At 53.9% G+C, this 18,104-nt stretch carries 17 protein-coding genes; all 17 read left to right on the forward strand.

Going from position 1 to position 18,104, the window contains the following annotated elements:
* Nucleotides 1–358 precede the first annotated feature (358 nt).
* The 17 genes from RW023_RS03235 to RW023_RS03315 all read left to right on the forward strand — a co-directional run bounded on the left by RW023_RS03235 (nucleotide 359) and on the right by RW023_RS03315 (nucleotide 18,068).
* Nucleotides 359–2,866: an HAD-IIA family hydrolase gene (locus RW023_RS03235; protein ID WP_315579867.1), complete on the forward strand. Its 2,508-nt coding sequence runs from the start codon at nucleotides 359–361 to the stop codon at nucleotides 2,864–2,866.
* Between the two features lie 2 nt (nucleotides 2,867–2,868).
* Entirely contained in the window at nucleotides 2,869–3,006 is a 138-nt protein-coding gene (locus RW023_RS03240; RefSeq protein WP_315579868.1) for a hypothetical protein, read from the forward strand.
* A complete protein-coding gene (locus tag RW023_RS03245) occupies nucleotides 3,006–3,857 on the forward strand; it encodes a TlyA family RNA methyltransferase (RefSeq protein WP_315579869.1) in 852 nt (283 codons plus the stop codon). The genes RW023_RS03240 and RW023_RS03245 overlap by 1 nt, the downstream gene beginning before the upstream one ends.
* Nucleotides 3,858–3,871: 14 nt before the next feature.
* Complete coding sequence (locus RW023_RS03250) at nucleotides 3,872–4,729, forward strand: NAD kinase (protein ID WP_399499299.1); 858 nt, start codon at nucleotides 3,872–3,874, stop codon at nucleotides 4,727–4,729.
* Nucleotides 4,726–6,411 (forward strand): DNA repair protein RecN, encoded by a 1,686-nt coding sequence (recN, locus tag RW023_RS03255; RefSeq protein ID WP_315579871.1) that lies wholly within the window; start codon nucleotides 4,726–4,728, stop codon nucleotides 6,409–6,411. The genes RW023_RS03250 and recN overlap by 4 nt, the downstream gene beginning before the upstream one ends.
* Nucleotides 6,408–7,616, forward strand: a complete 1,209-nt coding sequence (gene steA, locus RW023_RS03260) for a putative cytokinetic ring protein SteA (protein ID WP_315579872.1) — start codon at nucleotides 6,408–6,410, stop codon at nucleotides 7,614–7,616. Before recN ends, steA begins: the two co-directional genes overlap by 4 nt.
* A 12-nt stretch (nucleotides 7,617–7,628) precedes the next feature.
* Nucleotides 7,629–8,534, forward strand: coding sequence for a copper transporter (locus RW023_RS03265; RefSeq protein WP_315579873.1), 906 nt, complete (start codon nucleotides 7,629–7,631; stop codon nucleotides 8,532–8,534).
* A 14-nt stretch (nucleotides 8,535–8,548) separates the two neighbouring features.
* Complete coding sequence (locus tag RW023_RS03270; RefSeq protein WP_315579874.1) at nucleotides 8,549–9,166, forward strand: NUDIX hydrolase; 618 nt, start codon at nucleotides 8,549–8,551, stop codon at nucleotides 9,164–9,166.
* A 137-nt stretch (nucleotides 9,167–9,303) separates the two neighbouring features.
* On the forward strand, nucleotides 9,304–9,996 hold the full coding sequence (locus RW023_RS03275) for an HTH domain-containing protein (protein WP_315579875.1): 693 nt from the start codon (nucleotides 9,304–9,306) through the stop codon (nucleotides 9,994–9,996).
* A 39-nt stretch (nucleotides 9,997–10,035) separates the two neighbouring features.
* The gene (gene sufB / locus RW023_RS03280) at nucleotides 10,036–11,481 is read left to right on the forward strand and encodes a Fe-S cluster assembly protein SufB (RefSeq protein WP_315579876.1); all 1,446 of its coding nucleotides are present in this window, start codon (nucleotides 10,036–10,038) and stop codon (nucleotides 11,479–11,481) included.
* The gene (gene sufD / locus RW023_RS03285; RefSeq protein WP_315579877.1) at nucleotides 11,481–12,662 is read left to right on the forward strand and encodes a Fe-S cluster assembly protein SufD; all 1,182 of its coding nucleotides are present in this window, start codon (nucleotides 11,481–11,483) and stop codon (nucleotides 12,660–12,662) included. Before sufB ends, sufD begins: the two co-directional genes overlap by 1 nt.
* Before the next feature lie 60 nt (nucleotides 12,663–12,722).
* On the forward strand, nucleotides 12,723–13,475 hold the full coding sequence (sufC, locus tag RW023_RS03290) for a Fe-S cluster assembly ATPase SufC (protein ID WP_009409518.1): 753 nt from the start codon (nucleotides 12,723–12,725) through the stop codon (nucleotides 13,473–13,475).
* A gap of 9 nt (nucleotides 13,476–13,484) precedes the next feature.
* On the forward strand, nucleotides 13,485–14,762 hold the full coding sequence (locus RW023_RS03295) for a SufS family cysteine desulfurase (RefSeq protein WP_315579878.1): 1,278 nt from the start codon (nucleotides 13,485–13,487) through the stop codon (nucleotides 14,760–14,762).
* Nucleotides 14,762–15,229, forward strand: a complete 468-nt coding sequence (gene sufU, locus RW023_RS03300; RefSeq protein WP_315579879.1) for a Fe-S cluster assembly sulfur transfer protein SufU — start codon at nucleotides 14,762–14,764, stop codon at nucleotides 15,227–15,229. Before RW023_RS03295 ends, sufU begins: the two co-directional genes overlap by 1 nt.
* The gene (locus RW023_RS03305) at nucleotides 15,229–15,711 is read left to right on the forward strand and encodes a metal-sulfur cluster assembly factor (RefSeq protein ID WP_315579880.1); all 483 of its coding nucleotides are present in this window, start codon (nucleotides 15,229–15,231) and stop codon (nucleotides 15,709–15,711) included. Before sufU ends, RW023_RS03305 begins: the two co-directional genes overlap by 1 nt.
* Nucleotides 15,712–15,784: 73 nt before the next feature.
* On the forward strand, nucleotides 15,785–17,035 hold the full coding sequence (locus RW023_RS03310) for a carboxylate--amine ligase (protein WP_315579881.1): 1,251 nt from the start codon (nucleotides 15,785–15,787) through the stop codon (nucleotides 17,033–17,035).
* A 13-nt stretch (nucleotides 17,036–17,048) separates the two neighbouring features.
* The gene (locus RW023_RS03315; RefSeq protein ID WP_315579882.1) at nucleotides 17,049–18,068 is read left to right on the forward strand and encodes a GNAT family N-acetyltransferase; all 1,020 of its coding nucleotides are present in this window, start codon (nucleotides 17,049–17,051) and stop codon (nucleotides 18,066–18,068) included.
* The last annotated feature ends 36 nt before the right edge of the window (nucleotides 18,069–18,104 follow it).

Genomic DNA, 18,104 nt, shown 5'->3' on the forward strand with positions numbered 1-18,104 from the left:
GGTACTGCACCTGGGAGGGTGTGGGAGAGTAGGACACCGCCACAACACTCTTCAAAAGGGGTGGGGTCTTGGAACACAACATTCCAAGACCCCACCCCCCTTTACATGCACAACCACGCGCAAACACAATGCCTGCATAGGTGGTCTCTCTTTTAAGCGTGAACTCGCAGGTTCGTATACATATTTCCTCCTTTTCGAGTCGGCTGGTTTGTCGCTCTAGCGATGAAAGCCACACGAGTCGCCTTTCCATAGCCCCTTATGCCCACTAGCTTGATTCCGCACAGCCCACTATGCTGGTTAGGTTCATAGTTTTAATTCAAGATAGGTGCGGTCATCGGACCCCAAGAAAGTAGGAATTGTGGCAGATAGGTTTGACTCCTCGCAGCGTCGTGGACGTACTTCCCGTGGAGGCAACGGTTCGTACTCTCGCGGGGATTCCTCTCGTGGACCGCGTCGTTTTGATTCTTCAGACCGTCGTAACGGCCGCGACGGTTTTTCTGGAGGTAACCGGGAAGATCGTTACGATCGTCGTGATGGTCAGCGTTCGGATCGTCGTTTTGACCGTAATGAACGCGGTGATCAGCGCGGAGGACGTCGTTTTGAGCGTTCTGATCGCGATTTCCGTTCTTCTGAGTATGGTGATCGTCGCCAGGGTGGTGAGCGTTCTGGCCGCTTTGATCGGGATTCGCGTGATTCGCGTGGTTTCTCTCGTGATCGTCGTGATGGTCAGCGTTCGGATCGTCGTTTTGACCGTAATGAACGCGGTGATCAGCGCGGAGGACGTCGTTTTGAGCGTTCTGATCGCGATTTCCGTTCTTCTGAGTATGGTGATCGTCGCCAGAGTGGTGAGCGTTCTGGCCGCTTTGATCGTGATTCGCGTGGTTTCTCTCGTGATCGTCGTGATGATCAGCGCGGAGGACGTAATTTCCGTGATACCCAACGTTCGAGCGCGCCGCGTTCGCGCGACGAATACACCGCTCCCAATGGTGACGAACCTACGATTCCCGCAGGCGTTTCTGCTGAAGAACTTGATAAAGACGCGCTTCGCGCACTGTCCACGCTTTCAGGAATCAATCGCGATATCGTTGCGCGCCAACTTGTGATGGCGGGCCAACTGATCGACCTCGATCCTGAGCTTGCTTATAAGCACGCAAAGGCTGCAGCATCGCGCGCGGGACGTGTCGACGTTGTCCGCGAGGCCTCGGCCCTTACTGCTTACGCTGCTGGCCACTACGAGGAAGCACTGCGCGAGGTTCGTGCTATGCGACGCCTCCGTGGTGATCTTTCCTTGCGCGCCATCGAAGCAGACTGCGAACGTGGATTGGGACGCCCTGAGCGCGCCATCGAAATTATCGACCAGACTGACACTTCCCAGCTTGATCTTGCAGAACAAGTCGAACTCGTGCTTGTTTCCTCCGGTGCACGTGCCGATCTGGGACAAAACGAAGTTGGTCTTGTCATCGTTGATGATGCGATTGCAACACTCGGCTCGGATGCGGATCCTGAATTCCTTCGCCGTCTTATGTCAGTGAAGGCAGATCGTCTTCGTGAACTCGGACGTGAAGAAGAAGCAGCTCAGGTGGAGGCTGAAATTCCAGAAGAGGAAGAAGACCCGGATATCGTCGATGTTGGCCTCTTTGCAGATGCCGATGTGGATGATCGTCGTTCACCTCTCAAGGGCTCGAAGGGTGCTCTTTACACCAACTTTGATGCAGCCCTTTTGGACCTGGATGGCACTGCGTACGCGGGCAAGCTTCCAATCGAGCATGCCGCACAGGCAGCCGAAGAGGCTCGTGAAGCAGGTCTGAAGATTGGTTTTGTCACCAATAACGCTTCACGCACCCCAGCGATGATTGCTGCCCAGCTTGATGAGCTTGGGTTCAAGGCACAGCCATCTGACATTATGACCTCTGCCATGGATGTCATTGCAGTGATGAGCGAACACCTCGATGAGGGTGCCTCAGTCTACGTTGTTGGTGGAGAGGGACTGCGTCAGGCTCTTCGCGAGGCAGGTTATGTCTTGGTAGAGAGCGCAGACGATCAGCCTGAAGCAGTCGTTCAGGGCTTTGATGCGTCGGTTACGTGGGCCCAGCTTACTGAGGCTGCTTTTGCCTTGGAACGCGGTGCTCAGTTCTTTGCAACCAACTTGGATGCCACGCTTCCACAAGAGCGCGGATTCGCACTGGGCAATGGTGCATTAGTACGTGCAGTCAGCTATGCAACTCGCAAGCGTCCGATTGCTGCGGGTAAGCCAGAACCTGGAATCTACCAGCGTGGTGCAGAACTGATCGAGAGCCAAAACCCGATCGCAGTCGGTGACCGACTTGAAACCGATATCCTCGGCGCGGTCGCTGCGGGTATTCCTGCGCTCCACGTGCTCACCGGTGTTCATGATGCCCGTGCAGTGATTTGTGCGCCTCGTGGACAGCGTCCAAGCTACCTCGCATTGGATATGCGCGGACTACTTGAAGAGCATCCTTCTCCCAAGCACCATGCTGACGGAACGTGGACTTGCGGTATTTCTCAGGTTGCACGCCTGCGTCGTGATGGACACTTGACCCTTGATGACGTTGAGTTGCGAGAAGGAGCCGTCATCAGTATGGACTCCTACCGCGCTCTTGCAGCAGCTGCATGGGATTCGCCGTCAGAGATTGAGATTGTGTGCCCGACTTTGGTTGTGGTACCTAATGACGATCCTTCGGGTTTCTTCGAAGCTCTCGATGAGCCTGTTGAGGAATCCGAAGAAGGAGTCGTTCCCGAAGAGAATGTCTCTGGCGTGGCTGAAACCCTAGAGTTCCTCCCCGGTGAAGAAGACCTCCAAGAGCTTCTGGCTCAGACCAGCGATCTTGACGGAGAGGACGACTGATCGTGTCCTTAGAGGCAAGCGAGGCGGGCGGCTCATCATTGCCTGATAACTTTGATGAGCTTCCCGTTGCGCAGCAGATCGAACTGCTTCGACAGCTCGATCAACGCCTTCGTGGTGAACTAGAAGGACACCTAAACTGATGAAATTACGGCGTATCGATTCTGAGCTTGTTCGGCGCAAGATGGTCCGTTCGCGTTCTCATGCGCAAGAACTCATTGCCCAGAGAAGGGTTCTTCTCGATGGGCAGGTTGTTGAAAAACCTGCTCGTCAAATGGATCCAGCCCAGGCATTGGTGATTACTCAGGGCGATGATCCCGATTATGTCTCTCGCGGAGCTTTTAAGCTTGCGGGTGCATTGGATGCGTTGGGTGAACACGCGCCGATTGTCCAGGGGCGTCGATGTATGGATGCAGGAGCATCTACCGGCGGTTTTACTGACGTGCTTCTTCGTCGCGGTGCAGCTAGCGTTGTCGCCGTCGATGTTGGTTATGGACAACTGGCATGGCGTCTTCAGAGTGATCCGCGAGTCGAAGTTATGGATCGAACCAATGTGCGCCTAATGAAGGCAGGCGATATCCTCCCACCCCCAGAGCTGGTTGTCGGGGATCTCTCTTTCATTTCTTTGACACTCGTTCTTCCGGCCCTTGTGAGTGTTGCCGCACCCGGTGCTGACTTCCTGTTAATGGTCAAACCACAATTTGAGATTGGAAAAGATCGTTTGGGTAGCGGTGGGGTTGTGCGCAACCTTGATCATCACCGCGAAACAATTACTCAGGTGATCGACTGTGCACGAGGCCTCGGTTTGGGGATTGCCGCTGTTCAAGCATCGCCGCTTCCCGGCCCATCTGGGAACGTCGAGTATTTTGTTTCTATGCGCGCAAACCATCCTGAAGCCCTTGAGGATTCTCAGATCCCTGAATCGATTCAAAAAGCCATTGACGAGGGTCCTGCAGGACGCAGTGCCGGCACTCACATGCAAAAGGATGCATAGGGAGAAGGGTATTCATGAAAAGAATTCTCATGGTTCGGCACGTTCAACGCCCTGCTGCTATTGCCGCAACTGAAGTGGCAGTGCGTGAGCTCACGCAACTTGGAATAGAAGTTATTAGTGAAGATGAGGCGGAGAACCTTACCAATGATCATGGGCCTGATCTGGTCCTAGCGATGGGTGGAGATGGCACTATCCTTGCGGCTGCTGAATCAGCTCGGCGCTTCAATATTCCCCTGCTCGGCATCAATGCTGGCCATATGGGTTTCCTTGCCGAGGCCTCGCCGGAGTCAATTCCCACCCTCATGCATCGCCTTGCGCTGGGGGAGTACCACGAGGAAAAACGCTCAACTCTGGATATTTCCATCAAGCTCCCCGGTGAAAATCTCATCACCGATTGGGCGCTTAATGATGCGGTTGTGAAACACACCGATCCTGCGCACCCTGTACACCTTGTATTGGTTGTCGATGGCCAGGACGTTTCAACATATGGTGCAGATGGAATGATCCTCGCGACACCCACGGGATCGACCGCCTATTCTTTCTCTGCCGGTGGTCCGGTTGTGTGGCCCGATACGGAAGCTGTTGTGATTTCTCCGATTGCGGCGCATGGGCTTTTCACTCGACCGCTGGTTGTGGGTCCCGGGTCGACGATTGAAGTTGTGATTAATGAAGAGCATTGGAGTGCTCCTGAAGTCTGGTGCGATGGTCTCCGTCGAACGATTGCACCCGCCGGTACCTCAGTAGTCGCACGAGTATCGCAAAATCCAGTGCGCCTGGTTCGAATGGAGCATACTCCTTTCGCTGAGCGTCTGGTGACGAAGTTTAACTTGCCTGTCCGTGGATGGAGGAACCCGGAAGGAAACGCCAAGTGATCGAGTCTTTGGATATCGAGAACCTGGGAGTTATCGAAAGCTCTCATGTCGATTTCGGTCCACGTTTTACCGTGCTGACCGGGGAGACAGGTGCAGGCAAGACCATGGTTCTTACTTCCCTCAACCTGCTTTTAGGGGGACGAGCCGACCCCCAGATTGTTCGTCAAAGCAGCGACGAAAATGCCTCTGATCGTGGAAGTGTTGACGGGGTTTTTTCGGTTCCGCGCGCTCTTGCTGACGAACTGGAAGAGATGGGCGCACAGCTCGATGACGACCTCCTCTATGTTTCGAGGACAATTCCGAGAAACGGACGATCGCGTGCTGCCCTCGGAGGACGCGCGATGCCGGCTGCTGCTCTCTCGAGGATCGTTGGTTCCCTTGTCACTATTCATGGTCAATCAGATCAGCTTCGTCTTCGTTCGACGAGCGCTCAACGAGAGGCTCTGGATTCCTACGGTGGAGACGGGCACCAGAATCTGATCAATGAGTACAGCGCGGCATGGAAGCAAGCCGTCGATCTTAGCTCGCGTTTGCGTGAACTGAGGCGTTCTTCGAGTGACCGACAGGAAGAGATTTCTGAGCTTTCGAGCGCGTTGGCACTTTTTGATTCTCTCAAGCCTCAAGAAGGCGAAGAAGAAGAGATCCTTTCGAAGATTCAGCGCCTCACCAACACGGAAGATCTCCGCCGTCATGTTGGCACTGCAGTTAAGTTCCTTGATGGAGATGAAGACACCGATGGCATCCTCGATTTGATTGGTCGTGCTCTTGATTCGCTTCGGATGGGGGCGCGTCTGGACCATGCACTTGCCTCTATCGGACAGCGCTTTAAGCAGTCCTCAATGGAACTGGCCAGTGTCCGTGATGATCTAGCACACTACCTCTCAACTGTTGAAGCCGATCCCGAGGCCTTGGCTGCGTTGCACTCTCGCCGCTCCTCCCTGCGTCAACTCATGGAGGGAAGAGCAAGTGATATTCCCTCACTTCTCGAGTGGGAGAAGAACGCGCGTTCACGCCTCGAAGCACTAACTGCACAACACGACAGTCCAGAGGTTGTGGAGAAGGAGCTTGAGAAAGCTCAAACACAGGTCCTCGTAGTTGGTGAAGCGCTGGCTCAGTCGCGCCGACAATTGGCGGAAGAACTCAGTTCAAAGGTGACACACGAACTTCACTCTCTTTCGATGCCTGATGCGTCTTTTAGCGTCGATTGGGAGGAACACACTCCGCAGTCGCATGGTCTTGAAGACCCCGTAATGCTTCTCCAGCCGCATCCGCAAGCGCCGCCGCGCCCCCTAGGCGTGGGTGCCTCCGGAGGTGAACTCTCTCGCGTCATGCTTGCCTTAGAAGTGATTTTGGGGGAGTCTGACAGTGATGTCACCTTTATCTTTGATGAGATTGACTCAGGAATTGGTGGGAAAACGGCAGTGGAAGTCGGGGCTCGTCTTGCTCGTCTTGCTGAACATCACCAAGTCATTGTCGTGACTCATCTCGCGCAGGTTGCCGCTTATGCTGATCAGCATCTCTATATCGAGAAATTGGATGGCCGAACCTCAATCCGTGTGCTTGAGGGCGAAGAACGCGCCGCTGAGCTTGCGCGCATGATGAGTGGGGATGCGCACTCTGAGGCGGCGCGCCGACATGCTTATGAGCTCCTAGGCCAGGACATGCCACAATCGAAGGCGTGACAGAAGAAAAATCAGGATTTTCAGGTAGCGATGCTACCTCGATTGAGGGACGTGTATGGATCGCCAGAGACCTACACCAGAAGATTCCTCAGCTCGACAACGGTGATTTTTTACTGATTGAGGACAACGATCTCACTCAGGCAGACGCGGAACTTCTTATTGAAAGCGGCGCGCGAGTTGTGATTAATGCACTGCTTTCGGTGACCGGTCGCGTTCGAAGCCGCGGCCCCCAGGCACTTCTTGATGCAGGCATTGTGCTGATTGACGATTGCGGACCAGATGTGTGGGCCCTCAAAGACGGCGATACGGTGAGGATCGTTGGTTCTGAAATTCAAAGTAAGGGAAAGCGAATCGCGCAGGGAAACCGGTACGATTCGCGCTCTCCGCTAGAGGATGAGCTTCCCGATGCTGATCAGACTCTTTCCGACCAACTACAGGCTTTTGAAGCATCCACAGCCGCATTCCTAGAAAATGAAGGTGCTGCGGTTCTTCATGGCGAAGGCTATCCGAAGCTATCGACCAAGATTGCGGGTCAGCAGGTTCTTCTAGTTTGTGATTCCCCGCGATCCAGCCAGCAATTGAAAGATCTTCGTCAGTGGATTCGCGACACGCAGCCTATTGTCGTCGCGGTTGAGGGGGGTGCACTTCGCGCGCGGCGTGCGCATCTAAAGCCGGCAATCATTGTCGGTGATATGACTGAGGTGCCAGATAGGATCCTGCGCAGCGGCGCAGAAATTATTGTTCCGCGTGCTCACGATGGTGATCAAGGGCGCGATCGCCTCAATCGTATGGGCGTCGACTATCATCAGGTCGATCTCACTGCAGCAGCAGTTGATGTGGCGATCAGCGTTCTGAGCTTTATGGATCCGGCCGCGATTGTTGTTGCGGGAGATGCACGCGAGCTTGAGGACTATCTTGAACTCTCGCGTTCGGTTGTCACGCCCGCGTTCTTTATTCGTTTGCGAGCCGGTGATCTTTTGATTCCAGCGCGGGCTGTCAGTGCAACTTATCGAAGCCGTATACGCGCTGGTTCGCTCTTCCTCTTGTCGTGCGTTCTTCTAATCTCAATGGGTGTTGCGCTCTGGTCAACTCCTTGGGGACACGACCTATTTACCGGAGTGTGGGATTGGGTTTCGCACCTGTGGTCCCCGACGAATTCAGCAACCTCTGAGCTAGCCAACTGGGCTGGCGCACTCACTGCTTAAGGAAGATATCTCATGGTGAATTTTCGCTATCACATTGTTTCTTTGACCGCGGTGTTTGTTGCGCTGTGCCTAGGCGTTGTCCTCGGTGCGGGACCGCTTCAGTCGCGAATTTCTTCAGGCTTGGCGTCAAACGCCACCACGGCCTCGTCAAACGAGGCACTTGCCCAGGCCCAGAACAACGGCAAGATCGAAGCACGTGCTGTTTCTGAACTCGCACAGAGTCGACTCAACGGTTCTCTCAATGGGGTTTCGGTCGCGCTAGTGACAGTGCCGGGGACAGATTCTGCGGATGTTGACTCAATGCGTCAAACCCTCGGACAGGCTGGCGCGCAGGTTTCGGGCGAGGCCGAGCTGACGAATACGTGGCTGAGCGCAGATTCTGCGACTTTCCGTAGTACTTTATCGACGCCTCTTGCTTCGCACTTGAGTGGTTTGCCAGCAGATGCAGGGGCCGAGGCAGTGATTGCGCAGGCAATCGTGTCTTCATTGACTCAAACTGGATCTGAGCCTGATCTTGTTAAGCAAATCCTCACGGGTGGAGACACCCCCGTTATGAAGATTTCTAAGGATCCTCAGGGTAGTGCTCAGGCAATCGTCGTTATCGGTCCCAGAGCAAACACGACATCTGCGAATGAGACTTCGACCGCAGCTCCCTTGGCGTCACAAGCATCATGGGAAGGCTTGGCGAAGATGATCGGAAATGCGCCGGTTGGCGGCGTTATTCTTGGTGATGCTTCAAGTGACCGTTCCACCATTAGCGCCCTCCGTAATGCAAACGTTGCGGCAACCACTGTCGATCAGGTTGGAACGACACAGGGAACGATTTGCGCGGTCTTGGCCCTTAAGGATGCCCACTCAAGTGCGCGTTCCTTCGGTGTCGGTAGTGGCGCGACCTCGGTTTTCCCTCCCGCTCAGTGAGGGATAATAGAGCCGTGAATGAATTTCAAGATGAGCATGTCCCTGTTCGCCTAGTGTCGTCTCAAACAGTTTTCGAAGGAAAAGTCTTCGATATCCAACGTGATGAGCTGACTCTTGCGCACTCTCAACAAACCATTGTTCGTGAATACATGGGACATCCTGGTGCAGTGGTCATCGTTGCGCTTCGCGGAGATGATGGCAATGAGGAAATTCTTCTGGAACGCCAGTATCGTCATCCGGTCCGCGCAAAACTGTGGGAAGTGCCCGCCGGACTCCTTGATATTCCGGGGGAAGACCCGCTGATTGGTGCTCAGAGAGAATTGGCTGAAGAAGCTGATTTGACGGCAGAACACTGGGACGTTCTTCTCGATATCTTTAATTCCCCAGGATGTTCGTCTGAATCAATTCGAATCTTTCTTGCGCGAGGCCTAGAGTCAACAGGTCAAACTTTTAACCGCGAGGATGAAGAAGCTGATTTTGAATACCAGTGGGTGAGCCTTGATGATGCCGTAACCGCGGCACTTGATGGGCGCCTTCATAATGCGTCAACCGTTTCTGCTGTCCTCGCAACAGATGCTGCGCGCCGTCGAGGCTGGCAGCTCCGCGGCCTTTCATCTCAATGGCTTCGCTAACTGAAGGACCTTTGACCTAAGACTTGTGATGCGAGTCGCGCCAATCGAGCCGTATTTCGCAACGAAAATGTTTCATAAAGAGCGTATGCTTTTCATGAGATTCAACAGTCGTGAATGTAATTCGCTTGGAGGGCGCCGTGGAGAGCAGTGATGCGCGCACCCGGCAGCAGGTACGTGACCTTGTTGTTGAGAAGGGGCCGGTAACTGCCTCGACAATTGCGCGCATTCTCGGACTGACGACCGCAGCAGTGCGTCGTCACCTCACCATCTTGCTTTCTGATAACGAAATTGCTGAGCATGAACCGGGACAGGTTGGGCGACGTGGGCGCGGACGTCCCGCGCGTCACTATGTTGCTACTGCTCGGGCGCATGAAAAACTTGCCGAAAGTTACTCAGACCTCGCCTCGAAAGCCCTTAGTTACCTTGGGCAAGTTGGTGGGGGAGAAGCAATTGATTCTTTTGCTGCAGCTCGCTCTCGAGAAATCGAGAGGCGTTATACGGCTACGGTACGTGAGGCAGGTAGCGACCCGAGACTGCGTGCACAAGCTCTCGCAGATGCACTTACTGCAGATGGCTACGCAGCAACGGTTCGCGATATTGGTCGCGGCGGCTACGCTGTACAGCTCTGTCAGGGGCATTGCCCAATTAGGCAGGTTGCAGGGGACTTTCCACAGCTGTGTGAAGCAGAGACTGCTGCGTTTTCGCGACTGCTCAATGTTCACGTTCAACGACTTGCAACACTTGCGGGTGGGGAACACGTGTGCACAACCAATATTCCGGTTTCTGCACCTGTCATCTCTCCCGCTGCGCGAGCTGCTCTTCGCAAGTAGCAGCCCATCATTGAAATAACCGAATTGACGAGGAAAAATATGACCCAGTCACCACCGGTCACCGACGCAACTACTCAGATGAGTGACGATGAGATCATTAGCTCCATCGGCGCCTACGAGTACGGGTGGCACGATAACGATGACTATTCGAAAGATGTCCCCCTTGGTATTAACGAGTCGGTTGTCCGTTTCATCTCTGATGTAAAGGACGAACCGCAGTGGATGCGCGAACGGCGTTTGAAGGCGCTGGAGTTATTCGAGCGTAAGCCAATGCCGACGTGGGGTCCTGATCTTTCGGGTGTCGATTTCGATGCCTTTAAGTACTACGTGCGTCCCACTGATCGTCAGGTGAATGACTGGGAAGATCTCCCTGAAGAAATTCGTGATACCTATGATCGTCTGGGTATTCCCGAGGCTGAGAAGAACCGCTTGGTTTCTGGCGTTGCTGCTCAGTATGAATCCGAGGTCGTCTACCAGCAGATCCAAGATGACTTGGAGAAGCAGGGCGTAATCTTCACTGACACCGACACTGGTTTGCGCGAGCATCCGGAGATTTTCGAAGAGTACTTCGGTAAGTGCGTTCCGGCTGGAGACAACAAGTTTTCTGCTCTGAATACCGCAGCATGGTCTGGTGGTTCCTTCGTTTACGTCCCGCCGGGTGTACACGTCAATATTCCTCTCCAGGCCTACTTCCGTATCAACACCCAGGCAATGGGACAGTTTGAGCGAACCCTGATTATTGCTGATGAAGGTTCCTACGTTCACTACGTCGAAGGCTGTACCGCTCCTATTTACGATGAGAACTCTTTGCACTCCGGTGTCATTGAGATTTTTGTGAAGAAGGATGCGCGTGTTCGTTACACCACGGTGCAGAACTGGTCGACAAACGTGCTGAACCTTGTGACTCAACGTGCAATGGTCGAAGAAGGCGGCACAATGGAATGGGTCGACGGCAATATGGGTGCTGCCATCACGATGAAGTACCCTGCTTGCTTCCTCATGGGTGAGCATGCTCGCGGTGAAACTCTCTCCATTGGTTTCGCTGGTCCGGGGCAGCAGCAAGACACCGGTGCAAAGATGGTTCACATGGCACCCCACACTTCTTCTTCGATCGTGTCGAAGTCGGTGTCTCGTGGTGGTGGCCGCACTTCTTACCGCGGCCTTGTTCAGATCAATGCACGTGCCCGTCACTCGAAGTCCAACGTGCTGTGTGACGCGCTTCTTGTGGACAAGGTATCGCGTACTGATACCTATCCCTACGTCGATGTCCGTACCGATGACGTCGAAATGGGACACGAAGCTACTGTTTCTAAGGTTTCCGCCGATCAGCTTTTCTATTTGATGAGCCGCGGTTTGGATGAGAACGAGGCGATGGCGACAATCGTCCGCGGCTTTGTTGAGCCGATCGCTAAGGAACTCCCCATGGAATATGCCCTTGAATTGAACCGACTCATTGAGTTGCAGATGGAAGGATCTGTTGGCTGATGACGACCCAAGAGACCGCTGCCCGTCCGCATTCTCACGGAGCGGGAGCACCCGTAGCGCATTCGTCCCGAGGCGATCGCCCCACTTCTTTCTCGCTTGAAGAGATTCCTGCCCCTCATGGGCGCGAAGAAGATTGGCGTTTTACTCCGCTTCGTCGAATTGAGAAACTCTTTGATCCGGGCTTCTTTGAGTCACAGCCCTTGGGCTTGCAGGTGAATGCACCTGCTGAAGTGACTGTTGAAGAGGTCGGGCGCGATGATTCGCGTCTGGGAAGTGTTCTCGCTCCTGGCGACCGCACGTCGGTTGTTGCGTGGAATGCTTTCACCCGGGCACAAATCGTCACTGTTCCTCCACGTACCGAGGTCACTGACCCCGTCATGATTGATATTGACGGTGACGAGCACTCCCGCGTTCAGCATCTGCTTGTCAGTATTGGAAGCCAATCTGCCGCAACCGTTGTTATTAATCACCGAGGCGGCGGCGAAGGTGCGCTGAACCAGACCGTTGAGATTGAGGCAGGTGACGCCTCGGATCTGACAATCGTCTCAATTCAGGAATGGGACGACACCTACGTACACGCATCGAATCACCGCATTGCGATTGGTCGTGACGCTAAGGTTCGTCACATCGTCGTTAGCCTTGGTGGCGACCTCGTACGTATCTGCTCCGATACTGACTATCGCGGTCCTGGTGGCGAATTGACCATGCTCGGCCTCTACTTCGTCGACTCTGGTCAGCACCTTGAGCACCGAGTCTTCGTTGACCACTCGCAGCCCAATTGCTACTCGCGCGTCACATACAAGGGTGCACTTCAGGGGAAGGACGCACACTCAGTGTGGATTGGGGACTGCCTGATCCGCGAAGCTGCCGATGGAACCGATACCTACGAGCTCAACCGTAACCTTGTGCTGAGTGAGGGAGCGAAGGCCGACTCCGTTCCTAACCTCGAAATTGAGAACGGTGAAATCGTCGGTGCTGGACATGCATCCGCAACCGGACGCTTTGATGATGAACAGCTCTTCTACCTGATGAGCCGCGGCATCGACGAAGCTGATGCACGTCGTTTGGTCGTTCGTGGATTCTTCGCCGAACTTATTGAACAAATCGGCGTTCCGCAGGTTCAAGAACACCTGATGAACGCAATTGAAAAGGAACTGGAACGCGCCGCTCTTGGCGCCTGAGGCTACACGACAGTAGGACGACAACTACAGTGCGGCGTCTAGCGCCGAAGAGGAGAAAAAATGTCGACTTTGACTATTAAAGACCTTCACGCATCCGTTGAGACCGCTGAAGGACCAAAGGAAATTCTGAAGGGTGTGAACCTGACCATTAACTCCGGTGAGATTCACGCAATTATGGGCCCCAACGGCTCGGGCAAGTCAACTCTTGCCTACGCTCTTGCAGGACACCCCGCCTATGAAATCACCAGTGGCGAGGCTTACCTCGATGATGCTTCGATTCTGGACATGAGCGTTGATGAACGCGCGAAGGCTGGCCTTTTCTTGGCAATGCAGTACCCGGTCGAAGTTGCTGGTGTTTCGGTTTCGAACTTCCTGCGTACAGCAAAGACTGCGGTTGACGGTCACGCTCCCCAGATTCGTCAGTGGGTGAAGGACGTGAATCAGGCTATGGAGAATCTGCGGATGGATCCTTCCTTCGCAGAACGTGACGTTAATGTTGGCTTCTCCGGTGGTGAAAAGAAGCGCCTTGAGATTCTCCAGATGGAGCTGCTCAAGCCCTCCTTCGCGATCCTTGACGAGACCGACTCTGGCTTGGATGTCGATGCGCTCCGCATCGTTTCGGAAGGCGTTAATCGTGTCCATGGCAATACCGGCTGCGGAGTTATGCTCATTACGCACTACACCCGTATTCTGCGCTACATCAAGCCCAGCCATGTTCATGTTTTTGTCAACGGTCAGGTTGCAGCTCAGGGTGGTCCTGAACTTGCTGATGAGCTGGAAGAGAATGGCTACGATTCCTACCTGGAGAAGTGAGCTTTTCCGGTGACTGAAGACTTTTCGCTTCAAGAACTCTCGCGGCTGCGTGCTGACTTTCCCATCCTCGGGAGGGTCGGCCGCGGTGGCAGGCCCATTGCCTATCTCGATTTCAGTGCGACTTCGCAAAAGCCCGTACAGGTCATCGATGCGATCAGTAATTTCTACCGCACCAGCAATGGCGCAGTACATCGTGGGACGCATCTGCTGGGTGACGAGTCGACTGCTGCCTTCGAAGAAGGACGCTCGATTCTGGCTGATTTTATTGGTGGTCGTGCCAATGAGATCGTTTGGACAAAGAACGCTACAGAGGCAATTAATTTAGTTGCACTAGCAATGCGAAATGCATCGCTAGACAGTGCTGCGAAGCCGTCACCTGTCAAGCTTGCGGCGGGAGATAACATTGTTATTACCCGAGCAGAACATCATGCAAACCTAGTTCCATGGCAGCAGCTCTGTGCTGCAACCGGGACGGAGCTTCGCTGGCTCGACCTTCATGAAGATGGCCGGATTGATTGTGAGACTCTTGGGGTAATTGATGATCACACGCGTCTGGTTGCCTTCACACATGTGTCGAATGTGACCGGTGCGGTTTCTCCTGTTGAGGCGATCGTTTCGCGTGCACGTCAATGCGGCGCTCTTGTGCTTCTTGATACTTGTCAGTCCAGTGCACACATGCCGGTCGATGTCAGGGAACTCGGAGTTGACTTTGCGGTCTTCTCCTCGCATAAGATGCTGGGCCCAACCGGTATCGGAGCACTGTGGGGCAGAGCCGAGCTTCTTTCACAGATGCCCCCTGTTCTGACCGGTGGTTCGATGATCGAGGATGTCACCATGGAGTCCTCGACTTTTATGCCTGCCCCCGAGCGTTTTGAAGCCGGTAGCCAGCCGATTGCTCAGATCGTTGGCTGGAGTGCTGCTCTTCAATACCTCAGTGGTATCGGTATGGAACGTATTGCTGAGCACGAACGCATTCTGACTTCCTACATGCTTGAAGGCATCTCTGGAATTGACGGTGTTCGCGTGTTGGGACCGGGTGCGGATAAAGAACGGATCGGTGTCGTCGCATTCGCCGTTGAGGGAGTCCACCCGCATGATGTTGGACAGGTCTTGGATTCGCAGGACATCGCGGTGCGAGTCGGCCATCATTGTGCCATTCCATTGCATCACTTCTTTGGAGTCCGTTCCTCGACGAGAGCATCCGTTGGACCGACAACAACTCGTGAAGAGATTGATCGTTTCATCGATGCCTTAGGACAGGTTCGTTCCTACTTCGGAGGCAAATGATGTCAAGCCTTGAACAGATGTATCAGCAGGTGATTCTTGATCATGCGCGTGAGCGCCACGGGACTGGTGATCCCTCAAGTCTTGCAGCCTCATCGCATCAGGTGAATCCGACTTGTGGAGACGAGACTACACTTGGTGTGACTCTGTCTGACTCCGGTCAGATCGAGGCACTGACATGGGATGGTGATGGCTGCTCGATTTCACAAGCATCTCTCTCGATGCTCCATGACATGGTGAGCGGAGCTGATTTGGAGCATGTCCGTGAGCTCTATGCTGCCATGGAGAAAATGATGCATTCACGCGGACTGGGCGTGGATGACGATACCCTCGACATCCTTGGTGATGCCGCTGCATTGGAGGGAACGTCACAGTTCCCGAATCGTGTGAAGTGCGCGCTCCTTGGATGGTATGCATTGCGCGATGCTCTCGCGCAGCTAGGAACCGATATTGCAGGAGAAAACGAGTAATGGATACCTCTTCCAACCCGATGGCACAAACTGATGCTGTCGAGCAGCGCTTCGCCCCTGCGCCTTCTGCAGTTGCAAGCTCTGCCACGTCCGAGCAGGGTTCTGCTTCTGCTCCCGATGCGGCCTCGGCGCATGTATTTAATGTCGAAGGAACTGACATCATCGAGGGCGGAAGCATCGCCGGCCTTGATGTACTTGAGGCACTCAAAGATGTCATCGATCCCGAACTAGGCATCAATATTGTTGACCTTGGTTTGGTTTACGGTGTCAAGGTTGCAACGGATGATTCAATTGTTATCGACATGACCTTGACCTCCGCGGCATGCCCTCTGACTGACATTATCGAGCGCCAGGCTCAGATGGTACTGGCTTCGCTCTCGGATGATGTCTTGATCAATTGGGTCTGGATGCCTGCTTGGGGCCCTGATCGAATCACAAGCGATGGTCGCGAACAGTTGCGTGCGATTGGTTTTAACGTCTGAGCGAGTAGCGACGTGTCCGTGAACCCCTTCCGCTATGCTGGAGGGGTTCACCTGTTACAGAGAAAGAGAAGCAATGACCGTGGCCGATGCCCCTGTTGTGCAGCCTGTACTTTTGGGCGGAGATTTTGGAGTTTATGCTCTTGCGCGTTCTTTCCACGAGGCCTATGGTGTGACTTCGATCGTACTGTCTCACGCGCCGACTGTTGCGATCTCGCGTTCTGCCTTTTGCCGGGTTGAGCCGATCGTTGCGCATGCTTCCGATGAGGACCTTCTGGCAACGCTTGGGAAACTAGCCGATACCTATTCGGATCGTTCTCTGGTCCTTGTTGCTAATCATGACCTTCATTCTGAATTTGTTGCGCGTCATTGGGATGCTCTGAGCCAACATTACGCACTCCCATTTCCCTCAATGGACGTTATTGACCGCGTGACGGATAAGGGCGCCTTTGCTCAGCTTTGTGATGAACTGGGAGTACCCACGCCGGCGACGCGTGTGGTTTCTTTCCGTAATTTTTCTTCCGAGGCTCCTGTCCGTCCCGAAATTCCGTTTGATTTCCCCGTGGTGGCAAAAGCTGCGCGCGGTAATGATTACGATGCCTTGGAATTTGAAGGAAAACGCAAGATCTGGTTTGTCGAGAGCCAAGAGGAACTGAACGACCTCTGGGATCTTTTGGGACGTGTTGGCTTCCGTGGTGACTTTATTGTTCAGGAACTGATTCCTGGAGATAACACGCAGATGCGTTCAGTCACCGCCTATGTCGACTCTCACGGGCATATGACCTTGATTGGTTCCGCGCGTGTTCTCTTGGAAGACCACGCGCCAACCATGATTGGTAATCCCGTTGCAATGATTACCGAGGCGTTTCCTCAGTTGTGGGAGGATGCACGACGCATTCTTGAGGCAGCGAACTATCGTGGCTTTGCTAACTTCGATGTGAAGATTGATCCACGTGATGGTCGCGCGCTTTTCTTTGAAGTGAATCCGCGAATTGGGCGGAACTCTTGGTATATGACCGCGGCGGGACATAACCCCATGATTCCAATGGTTGATGATCTTGTTCGCGGTGTGGAACATAGCCCTGAAGAAGTACACGAGGAAATCCTCTATTCGATGGTTCCCGATCGATTGCTCTTGCGATACATCCGAGAGCCCGAACTTGCCCAGCGAGTGCGTAGTTTGATTCGAGGCGGGAAGCGTTTCGATCCGCTCTTCTACTCAGCCGATTCGGACCTGCGTCGCTCACTGACACTTCACCTGCAAAAACTCAATCACTATCGAAAGTTCCATAGGTACTACCCTCAAGCGAACGATCGTTCATTCTAAGGGGACTTTTCTTATGACAGATTCACAGCTTCGTGAGATCACTGCCGAGGAAATGCGTATTGGCGCTGCCGGAGTGACTCCTCTGCCCATTGAACAGTCCGCAATTTGGGAGCAGTACGAGGCAGTTGAGGGGCGCAAGCTCTGGGGACGTTTTGAGTATTTAGAAAATGGCAAGCGCATTGCTCTTGTCGCGCTCTACGAGTACTCAATGCGAGGTGCACGCTACCTTTGGGCGAAACACGGACCGGTGTGGCTCAAGGAGGCCACACCGAGCCGCGAACGTGCTTTTCGTGATGCGCTTGGACGTTACGTTCGTCAGAAAGACTCATCGATCGTTTTTATTCGCCTCAATGCGATTTTTAATGACACCGATCTTCGCGATGTCATGCAGATTATTACCTACGACCGCACCGTCATCATCCGTTCCTATGGTGGTGACGAGGAAAAGATCCTTGCAGATATGCCAAAGGAAGGACGCCGTCAGCTCCGGCGTTCACGCAAAGCATTGGCTGAAGTCCAGACAACGATTGCTGACGAGCGCGATCAGGCTGCGGAAGATTTCGCTGAGTACTACGAGGTACTGAAAGAGACCGCCGAGCGCGATGGTTTCAGTCCTCACCCCGCCCAGGTCTACTCAACTATGTTGAAAATCCTTGGCCCTGAGCATTCACGCCTCTTCGTCCTCCGAGTCGATGGGGAAGTGGTCGCATGGAATTTGATCCTTATCAACGATCGTCAGGCTGAATGCTATTACGGCGCAACGACTGCGAAGGCTCGCAAATTGGGAGTAATGCCTGAGCTTGATGTTCAGTGTGCCGTCATATTGGGACCTGAGCTTGATGTCAATGGCGGTATTGACCTGATGGGAATTCACTCACCTCGGGTTCCCGAACTATTTACAGTCGGGAAATACAAGTTGAGTTTTGCGCAGGGCTATACGGACGTCCCGGGAGCATGGGATCTGCCTTTGCGTCCGCGTCTGTATGCGGGTCTGCGAAATCTACTCTCAATTAAGCGTGCTCTTCGTTCGTGACATTGGGGCGAGGCGGCTACGATAGAAGGGTCCAAG

It is taken from the genome of uncultured Actinomyces sp., from assembly GCF_963542285.1.
Lineage (GTDB): Bacteria > Actinomycetota > Actinomycetes > Actinomycetales > Actinomycetaceae > Pauljensenia.